10 protein-coding genes are annotated in these 8261 nt (G+C 69.9%); 6 read left to right on the top strand and 4 right to left on the bottom strand.

Annotated features, from left to right (window positions below; all coding sequences use genetic code 11):
• Positions 1 to 28 precede the first annotated feature (28 nt).
• On the bottom strand, positions 29 to 484 hold the full coding sequence (locus tag V6V47_RS01515) for an HIT family protein (RefSeq protein WP_334626088.1): 456 nt from the start codon (positions 482 to 484) through the stop codon (positions 29 to 31).
• A 125-nt stretch (positions 485 to 609) separates the two neighbouring features.
• On the opposite strand from V6V47_RS01515, the gene V6V47_RS01510 reads away from it, so the two are divergent.
• The gene (locus tag V6V47_RS01510; protein WP_334626087.1) at positions 610 to 1224 is read left to right on the top strand and encodes a dihydrofolate reductase family protein; all 615 of its coding nucleotides are present in this window, start codon (positions 610 to 612) and stop codon (positions 1222 to 1224) included.
• A gap of 118 nt (positions 1225 to 1342) precedes the next feature.
• Here V6V47_RS01510 and V6V47_RS01505 read toward each other — a convergent pair whose 3' ends face one another.
• Positions 1343 to 2128, bottom strand: coding sequence for a class I SAM-dependent methyltransferase (locus tag V6V47_RS01505; protein ID WP_334626086.1), 786 nt, complete (start codon positions 2126 to 2128; stop codon positions 1343 to 1345).
• A 46-nt stretch (positions 2129 to 2174) separates the two neighbouring features.
• On the opposite strand from V6V47_RS01505, the gene V6V47_RS01500 reads away from it, so the two are divergent.
• On the top strand, positions 2175 to 2753 hold the full coding sequence (locus V6V47_RS01500) for a helix-turn-helix domain-containing protein (RefSeq protein ID WP_334626085.1): 579 nt from the start codon (positions 2175 to 2177) through the stop codon (positions 2751 to 2753).
• 176 nt (positions 2754 to 2929) lie between these two features.
• The gene (locus tag V6V47_RS01495; protein WP_334626084.1) at positions 2930 to 4003 is read left to right on the top strand and encodes a class I SAM-dependent methyltransferase; all 1074 of its coding nucleotides are present in this window, start codon (positions 2930 to 2932) and stop codon (positions 4001 to 4003) included.
• A 49-nt stretch (positions 4004 to 4052) separates the two neighbouring features.
• Here the strand turns inward: V6V47_RS01495 and V6V47_RS01490 are convergent, their stop codons facing one another.
• Positions 4053 to 4736, bottom strand: coding sequence for an HAD family hydrolase (locus tag V6V47_RS01490; RefSeq protein ID WP_334626083.1), 684 nt, complete (start codon positions 4734 to 4736; stop codon positions 4053 to 4055).
• 77 nt (positions 4737 to 4813) lie between these two features.
• Here V6V47_RS01490 and V6V47_RS01485 point away from each other — a divergent pair, with 77 nt between their 5' ends.
• The gene (locus V6V47_RS01485) at positions 4814 to 5482 is read left to right on the top strand and encodes a DUF6891 domain-containing protein (RefSeq protein WP_334626082.1); all 669 of its coding nucleotides are present in this window, start codon (positions 4814 to 4816) and stop codon (positions 5480 to 5482) included.
• Between the two features lie 18 nt (positions 5483 to 5500).
• On the opposite strand, the gene V6V47_RS01480 is transcribed toward V6V47_RS01485, so the two are convergent.
• A complete protein-coding gene (locus V6V47_RS01480) occupies positions 5501 to 6553 on the bottom strand; it encodes a zinc-binding dehydrogenase (RefSeq protein ID WP_334626081.1) in 1053 nt (350 codons plus the stop codon).
• A 190-nt stretch (positions 6554 to 6743) separates the two neighbouring features.
• On the opposite strand from V6V47_RS01480, the gene V6V47_RS01475 reads away from it, so the two are divergent.
• Together V6V47_RS01475 and V6V47_RS01470 are read left to right on the top strand one after the other, a co-directional pair.
• On the top strand, positions 6744 to 7340 hold the full coding sequence (locus tag V6V47_RS01475; RefSeq protein WP_334626080.1) for a TetR/AcrR family transcriptional regulator: 597 nt from the start codon (positions 6744 to 6746) through the stop codon (positions 7338 to 7340).
• Between the two features lie 130 nt (positions 7341 to 7470).
• Positions 7471 to 8184, top strand: a complete 714-nt coding sequence (locus tag V6V47_RS01470; RefSeq protein ID WP_334626079.1) for an SDR family oxidoreductase — start codon at positions 7471 to 7473, stop codon at positions 8182 to 8184.
• Positions 8185 to 8261: the final 77 nt, after the last annotated feature.

Raw genomic sequence — 8261 nt, 5'->3', positions numbered from 1 at the left:
GGCGTCCAGCAGCACGGCAGGCCGGCTTCTATCCCGGCTCGCCCCGGTCGAGCTGCGCTCGCAGTGCCACGGCGAGGTCGTCCCGCTGCTGCTCGTCGACCCGCTGGTCCGGTGGCGCGTCCAGGTACGCGAAGACGCGAGGGCCACGACGGTCCGCGGGTTGATCAGCCATTCGTGGTACGACGTGGAAGTGCACGTGGGCGAAGCCCTCCTCCTCGGCGAACTGCGCCACGTAGGTCTTCGCGCACCCGGTCACCGTGCGCAGCGCCCGGGAGAGCCGGACCTGCCACGTGCCGAGGCTGGCAGCCTCGGCGTCGGTGAGGTCGGCGATCGACGCCACGTGCCGACGCGGGACGAGAACCAACCAACCCGGCAACGCCGAGTCGAAGGCGTGGGCGATCCGCCAGTGCTCGTCAACGGCGACGACCTCACGCGGCGGAAGCGTGTCGACCCGTTCGTTGGTGCGGCAGCTGTAGCAGTCCATGGTCGAACGGTAGGGCGCGCGAAACGCCGGGCTCTTTCTCTGCAGGGGCCGGTGCGTGGTCGATGAGTTTGGGATGATGCGCCGGTCTGTTCATCGACACCACCTGACTCGAAGGGATCACCGCGATGGCAAAGGTCATCTCCACGCTGTTCATCTCGGCCGACGGTGTGGCCGAGATCGACCCCGATTGGCACTTCCCGTACTTCGACGACAACATGGGTCGCGCCGTCAGTGAGGACTACGACGCCGCTGACGTGCTGCTCATCGGCCGCGAGACCTACGACAGCTTCGCTGGCGCCTGGCCCGAGCGTGAGGCCGCAGGTGGGGACGACGCACCGTTCGCCAAGCAACTCGGTGACATGCGCAAGGTCGTCGCCTCGCGCCAGCCGCTGCAGTTCTCCTGGCGCAACTCCGAGCTGATCGAGGGTGATCTCGTCGCTGCGGTCACCGCGCTCAAGGCCGATGCCGGCGTCAGGGGCGTCCTCATTCCCGGGTCGATCTCCGTGGTGCAGCAACTCCTGGCCGCCGGGCTGGTCGACGAGCTGCGCCTGTTGGTGCACCCGGTGGCGGCGCGTAAGGGCCGCAAGCTGTTCGACGACGGCGACACCGTCTACCACCTGAAGGTGACGGCGACCGAGGTCTTCCCGACGGGCGTGATCCGTGTGATCTACGCGCCGACCGCGGCACCCGCCAAGGTTGGCTACGACGAGGTCAAGGACCAGGTGCCCGCGGGGAACTAGTCGTCCTCTCGACCGGCCGGCCTGGACGGGCGTGATCGACTCGAGATCGCCGATCTCGGCGTACCGGGGACGGTCGGATACCGCGACATCACCGACACCGAGTCGATCACGACCGAGGCTAGCGGCGGGCCAGCCAGACCGTCCGCTCGGTGCGGACGCTGAGGTCGGTGCGGCCGACCAGGCCGGCGGCGGCCTTCTCGAGCGCGGCGAGATCAGCGGACGGCAGCCGCCCGTCCAGCCCGTGGCACATGCGGAGCAGCGAGACTTCCGCGTACCGCGCTGCGGCTGGGGGCAGCGGCGGTCGCAGGTCGACGTCGAAGTGCCGCTCGGTCACCGCCGTGAATCCGGCGCGGGTGATCCGTTCGCCCCAGTTCTCGTGCATGTGCAGGCCGGCCTCCTGCCGACGTTTCGCCATCGCCGCGTGACCGCGCTCCTCGGCGCCCTCGTCCGCGGTGCCGGTGAGGAAGCGCGGGAACGACTCCAGTTCGGCGATCACGAGCAGCCCGCCCGGCCGCAGCGCACCGAACGCCGAGACGAGCGCCTGCCCGGGGTCGGCCATGTGGTGCATCGCGGAGGCCGCCCAGAGCACGTCGATCGGGCCGAGGTCGGGCCAGGGTTGGTCGAGGTCGGCCTCGAGGGTGCGGATCCGTTGGCCGAGCCCGGCGGCGTCGGCCCGGCTGCGCAGGTGGGCCAGCATCTCCGGGGACACGTCGACCGCAGTGATCTCGGCTCCGGGCAGGTCCCGGGCGAGGGCGAGTGATCCGGTGCCGCTGCCGGCCCCGAGGTCGGCGATGCGAGGGGTGTCGGCGGCCTCGCGGCCGACCCAGCCGATCAGGTCGTGGTGGTATGCGTGCAGGACCTCGGCGTCCAGGTCGAGCAGCTCGATCAGGTGGTCGTGTGCCATGCGTCGACGATAGCGATCCTTGCTATTAGCGCATAGCATCTTGCGTATGAAGCAAGACAAGGATCTGGAGGGCCTGGTCCGGCAGCGGATTCGCAGCCTGCGGTCGGCCCGGGGCTGGTCGCTGGACGAGCTGGCCAGCCGCTGCCTGCTCAGCCCGTCCACGCTCAGCCGGATCGAGACCGGCCACCGGCGGATCGCCCTGGATCAGATGGCGGCGATCGCCCGGGCGCTGGGCACCACACTTGACCAGTTGGTGGAGTCGGACGCCGACGACGACGTGGTGATCCGCCCGCACTGCAACGAGGAGCGCGGCATCACCACCTGGCTCCTGTCCCGGGACAGCAGGCAGACCGTCGCCAAGATGCGCGTCACTCGCGAGGTGCCACAGGAGTTGCGGGTGCATCCGGGGCGCGACTGGCTCACCGTGCTCTCCGGCACGATCATGCTGCGTCTCGGTGAGCGCACGATCCTGGTCGGGGCGAACGAGGCAGCCGAGTTCTCCACCATGGTCCCGCACGCGTTCGGCGCGCACGGCGGCCCGGCCGAGATCCTCTGCATCCTCGACCACGAGGGCGAACGCAGCCACCTGGGCCCGGAGCATCAGGACGACACCACCGCGTCGTGACGAAGCCTCCGCCCCGGAGGGCCACGCGGGGGCGATGGGCTGAAACGTCCCACCCGGGGTTACTCAGGGTGGTGATCCTTGCCACCTGATCGCAGGCCGGGCACGTTGAACAACCGCTGTCCACGGCCGTCTCCAACAGTGTCGGACACGGTGGAACGCGCCCTCGGGGAGAGACAATGGCACATGGCGGACGTCAGCTCGATCAGGATCGGGTGAACGCATTCCTCGGCCGGGTGGTCACGGACAGTGCTGCGGCTTTCGCTGGCCTGTCGGTGTCACTGGGCACCCGGCTCGGGCTCTATGCGGCGATGGCCGGCAGCGGACCGATCACGGCGGCACAGCTCGCCGCGAAGGCGGGCATCGTCGAGCACTACGCCTCCGAGTGGCTGGACGCGCAGGTCGCAGGCGAGTACGTGTGGTACGACGCCGCCGCCGGCACGTACGAGCTGCCCGACGAGCACGCGGCGGTGCTGGCCGACCCGGTGGCACCGACCAACGTCACCGGTGGCTTCACGATGCTGCAGTCGCTCTACCGGACCGAGGACGCTCTGGTGGAGGCGTTCCGCACCGGTGACGGGCACGGCTGGCAGCAGCACTCCGCCGACCTGTTCTCCGGTGTGGCCGAGTTCTTCCGCCCTGGCTACGACGCCTTCCTCGTGCAGGAGTGGCTGCCGGCTCTGGCCGGCGTGACGGACAAGCTCGCGGCCGGCGCGCTCGTCGCCGACATCGGCTGCGGGTACGGCCACTCGACGCTGCTCATGGCCGAGGCCTTCCCGCAGTCGCGGTTCCGCGGGTTCGATTTCCACGAGCCCTCGATCGAGGCGGCCCGGCGGATGGCGGCCGAGCGAGGGCTGGCCGACCGGGTGACGTTCGAGGTAGCCACCGCCCAGGACTTCCCGGGGCACGGGTACGACCTGGTCACCTACTTCGACTGCCTGCACGACCTGGGTGACCCGGGTGCCGCGCTGCGCCGTACGGAACAGGCGTTGGCCGAGGACGGCACCGTGCTCATCGTCGAGCCCAACACGTCGGGGAACCCGGCGGAGAACATCAACCCGGTCGGCAGGTCCTTCGCGGCGGTCTCGGTCGTCCTGTGCCTGCCCGCCGCGCTCGCTCAGAAGGGGCCGCACGCCCTGGGCAACCACGCGGGCGAGGAGGTCATGCGCACGATCGCGGCGGAGGCCGGGCTGCGGACCTGGCGGACGGCTGTGGAGACGGTCACCAACCGGATCTACGACGTCAAGCGGTGAGCGCGGACGGCCGGTCGGGGCAGCGCACACGTCCCGGACGGCCGCCGACTCACGCTGATCGGGGACGGGCCGCGCGCCGAGTCAGGCTGGCCAGGAGGGCATCCAGGGACAGGTCCGTGGCACTGGGCAGCAGGAGGTCCGCGGCCGCGAAACGGGCGTGGTCCGCGTGGGGATTCGGCACCGCGACGCAGCGGAGCCCAGCGGCCTGTGCCGCAGCCACGCCGTGCGGAGTGTCCTCGAACGCGATCGCCTGATCCGCGGGCAGCCCGAGCCGGTCCAACGCCAGCAGGTAGACGGCGGGATCGGGCTTGTGCGCAGCGACTTCCTCGCCGGTCGCCACCACCTCGAACCGCGCCAGCAGCCCTGCCCGCTCCAGCATCGCGCCCACGTGGGTGATCGGGGAGCTGCTCGCCACGGCGAGCCGAAGCCCCAGCTCGGCGGCCCGGTCCAGCCATCCGACGATGCCGGGCGCCGGCTCCAGTGCCGAGTTCAGGTGTGCTCGGTGCGCCATCCGCAGCGCATGGCTGGACGTGCGGTCGTAGGCCGGCCCGACCGCTGCCGCGAGTGCGCTGTAACGCGGTTCGTTCGCGTCGCCGCCGTGGTCGGCGAAGAAGCCGATCGGGTCGAGCTGCAGGCCGTGCCGCCGCCACTCCCAACGCCAGCTCTCCAACAACGTGGTCTCCGTGTCCATCAGCAGACCATCGAAGTCGAGGATCAGTGCCTTGATCGTCACAGCGCCCAGTATCCCGGACCTTTAGACGTCCACCAGGCCAGCCCAGGCTGTCAGAGGGCCGTGTAAGGATCCTCGCCGTGACTGGATGGATCTACAACGATCGCCCCGAGGGCGTCGCGTTCCTGCCCGAGCGGATCGCCGAGCCGGGCCGCGGGCAGATCGAGGCCGAGATCTGGGACTGGATCGTGCGTGGCGAGGCCGACGCCGGCGAGTTCGTCGACTACCTCGACGAGGAGCGTCACGGCGCCACCGACGAGGAGCTCCGGGCCGCGTACGAGAAGGCGTCTGCCGTGCGGCGGGAGCAGCAGCATGCGTGGGGTGCGGTGCGGAGCAACCTCAACCGCGCATTCGCCGAGCTCAACGAGGTCGGCGTGGTGGCTCGGGAGAATTTCAGCTGCTGCGGCAGCTGCGCGGCTGCCGAGATCCACGACGAGCGGGACGACTCCCGGCACTGGCACGGCTACCTCTGGTATCACCAGCAGGACACGGAGTCGCTGCTCGCGAGCGAGGACGGCGAGGTCTACCTCGGCTACGGCGCCTACCCCGCAGCCGACTTCGACGAGGCCGCCTACGACGCCCTGCCGGAGGCCGAGCAGCAGGCCCGCTACCAGGCCGACGTGGAACGTTTTCTGGACGAAATCGCGTTTCCGGTGCTGCGTAAGCACGGCATGCGGGTCGAGTGGAACCGTAAGCAGTCCCGGCGGGTCCGGGTCACCGGTGCGCAGTGGTACGCGCCGTTGACCTGAGACCCGCCCGCGCTCGAGTCACGAACGGATGAGCACCTTCAGCGCCTCGCGGTCGTTCATCGCGCGGTAGCCGTCGGGCACCTCGCCCAGGTCGATGGTGCGGTCGAACACCCGGCCCGGCTCGACCGTGCCGTCGAGCACGTCGGGCAGCAGTTCCTCGATGTACGCCCGGGCCGGCGCGACGCCTCCGGTGAGCGTGACGTTGCGCATGAAGACGGCGAAGTCCATCGGCACCTCGGGATACTGGGGTGCGCCCACTCGGCTCACCGCACCGCCGTTCCGGACGACGCCCATCGACATCTCGATGGCTTGGCGGGTGCCGACACACTCCAGTACGGCGTGCGTGCCATCGCCGGCGGTGAGTTCGCGTACCTTCTCGACGCCCTCGTCGCCGCGCTCGGCGACGACATCGGTGGCGCCGAAGGACCGTCCGAGGTCGGTGCGGTCCTTGTGCCGGCCCATCAGGAGGATCCGCTCGGCGCCGAGTCGCTTGGCGGCGAGGACCGCGCACAGACCGACGGCACCGTCACCGATCACCGTCACGGTCGTCCGCGGCCCGACGCCTGCCCGCAGGGCGCAGTGGTGGCCGGTGGGAAACACGTCGGACAGGGTGAGCAGCGACGGCAGCAGGGCTGAGTCCTCGCCGACGGGCAGCTTCACCAGGGTGCCCTGCGCCTGCGGCACCCGTACGGCCTCGCCCTGGCCGCCGTCCACGCCGGGAGCACCCCACTGGCCCCCGTGCCGGCAGGAGGTTTGCAGACCCTCGGCGCAGAAGTCGCACGTGTTGTCCGCCCAGACGAACGGGGCCACCACGACATCACCGGCGTGGAGCCCGGACACGTCCGAGCCGACGTCCTCGACGACGCCGAGGAACTCGTGACCGATGCGCTGGCCCCGCTCGGCGACCGGCATCGATTCGGCAACCGGCATCGACTTGTAGGGCCACAGGTCGCTGCCGCAGATGCACGAACAGAGCACCCGCACCACGGCGTCGGTGGGTTCGCGCAGCACCGGGTCAGGTACGTCTTCCACCCGCACGTCACCAGCGCCGTAGATCAGGGTTGCTCGCATGGCATTTCGCCCGCCCTTGTCGTCTGTTCTTTCCGGTCAAGCGGTAGGGCGACGCCTTCCCGGGCCGCTGGTGGTCAAACCGCCGACGAGCCTGTGGCCCCACCCGGCGACGCACGTGCGGCGTGCTGGCCGCCACTATTCGTACCGAACGTTCTCAAGAGGTATCGTCGACGGCCGGAGGGGGGCCGAGGTGGCACGACACAAGGAGTTCGACCCGGATGTGGCGTTGGACCGTGCCATGGGGCTCTTCTGGGAACAGGGCTACGAGAAGACATCCATGCAGGATCTTGTGGAGCGCATGGGTGTGCACAAGCGGAGCATGTACGACACGTTCGGCGACAAGCATTCGCTGTACCTGAAGGCTCTGAACCGGTACGCCGAGACGGTGCAGCGGGGGCTCCGCGAGGACGCCGAGGCGGAGGAGAGTCCGCGGGAGGCGCTGCGGCGTCTGTTCCGATCCTCGATCGCGGGTATCGGCGAGACCCCGAAGGGCTGCCTCGCGGTCAACTGCGCGACCGAGATGGCGTCGCGCGACCCCGAGGTTGCCGGCTGGGTGGAGCGCAACTTCGATGAGTGGTATCGCGTGCTCGTGGACCTCGTCCGACGGGGTCAACGGGCGGGTGAGGTCTCCCCGCAGGCCGATCCGGGGCTGCTGGCCGGCTCGCTGTTCAACGCGTGGGTGGGCCTACGCGTGCAGGTGCGGGCCGGGGCGAGTCGCGAGCGCCTGGAGGAGATGGTCGACGGCATGCTGGTGATGCTCCACGCCCCCGAACGACCAGCCGGATAGGCCGGACGTATTCCCTCGCTGGCTGCGAGGACCCTCACATGCTCCTGGGGTCGGGCCGCGCTAGTCTCGGTTTTGAGAACGATCGGTACGGAATTCCTCGCCCTGTCAGCCCCTGAAAGTGAGCCAGCCCATGAAGATCCAAGACTCGGTCGCCCTGGTAACCGGCGCCAACCGTGGCCTGGGCCGCCACCTCGCCGCGCAGCTGCTCGAGCGGGGCGCGAAGAAGGTCTACGCCGCGGTCCGTGACCCCCGGTCCGTCGATTTGCCCGGTGTCGTGCCCCTGCAGCTGGACATCACCGACGCCGCCTCCGTCGCTCGGGCCGCTCAGGTCGCGCAGGACGTCACACTCCTGATCAACAACGCCGGCATCAGCACCCACACCCGGCTCTCCGATGGCGACAGCACGAACATCCGCCTGGAGATGGAGACGCACTTCTTCGGCCCGCTCGAGGTCAGCCGGGCGTTCGCCCCGATCGTGGCCGCCAACGGCGGCGGGGCGATCCTCAACGTCCTCTCGGTCCTGTCGTGGGTGCACTACCCGAACTACGGTGCGTACAGCGCGGGCAAGGCCGCTGCGCTGGCGATGACCAACGTGCTCCGCCAGGAACTCGCGCCGTCGAGGATCGACGTCACGGCCCTGCACGTCGGCTACATGGACACCGAGATGGCCGACTACGCCGACAAGTCAGACAAGGTTGACCCCGCCTGGGTCGCCGGCCTCGCCCTGGACGGCGTCCAGTCTCGTGCGCTGGAGGTGGTCGCCGATGACAAGAGCCGCGCGGTGCGCGCGGCGCTGTCCGGTGGCCTGGAGCAGCTCTACCCGGGACTCCCCGCGGCCAACTGAGCAACCTGCCGCGAAGCCCTGGTCGGACTCGAACCCGACCAGGGCTTCTGGCTGGCCTGCTGAACCGGCCGTGCGGC

This window comes from Micromonospora sp. CPCC 205539 (genome assembly GCF_036906815.1).
Classification (GTDB): domain Bacteria; phylum Actinomycetota; class Actinomycetes; order Mycobacteriales; family Micromonosporaceae; genus Micromonospora.
Note: the sequence above shows the minus strand (reverse complement) of the source record. Positions and strands in the feature narration are given on the sequence as shown.

What these genes read in the sequence shown, in the direction of transcription:
- V6V47_RS01515 (WP_334626088.1), bottom strand. Translation starts at nt 484, where the DNA reads ATGGACTGCTACAGCTGCCGCACCAACGAACGGGTCGACACGCTTCCG.
- V6V47_RS01510 (WP_334626087.1), top strand. Translation starts at nt 610, where the DNA reads ATGGCAAAGGTCATCTCCACGCTGTTCATCTCGGCCGACGGTGTGGCC.
- V6V47_RS01505 (WP_334626086.1), bottom strand. Translation starts at nt 2,128, where the DNA reads ATGGCACACGACCACCTGATCGAGCTGCTCGACCTGGACGCCGAGGTC.
- V6V47_RS01500 (WP_334626085.1), top strand. Translation starts at nt 2,175, where the DNA reads ATGAAGCAAGACAAGGATCTGGAGGGCCTGGTCCGGCAGCGGATTCGC.
- V6V47_RS01495 (WP_334626084.1), top strand. Translation starts at nt 2,930, where the DNA reads ATGGCACATGGCGGACGTCAGCTCGATCAGGATCGGGTGAACGCATTC.
- V6V47_RS01480 (WP_334626081.1), bottom strand. Translation starts at nt 6,553, where the DNA reads ATGCGAGCAACCCTGATCTACGGCGCTGGTGACGTGCGGGTGGAAGAC.
- V6V47_RS01470 (WP_334626079.1), top strand. Translation starts at nt 7,471, where the DNA reads ATGAAGATCCAAGACTCGGTCGCCCTGGTAACCGGCGCCAACCGTGGC.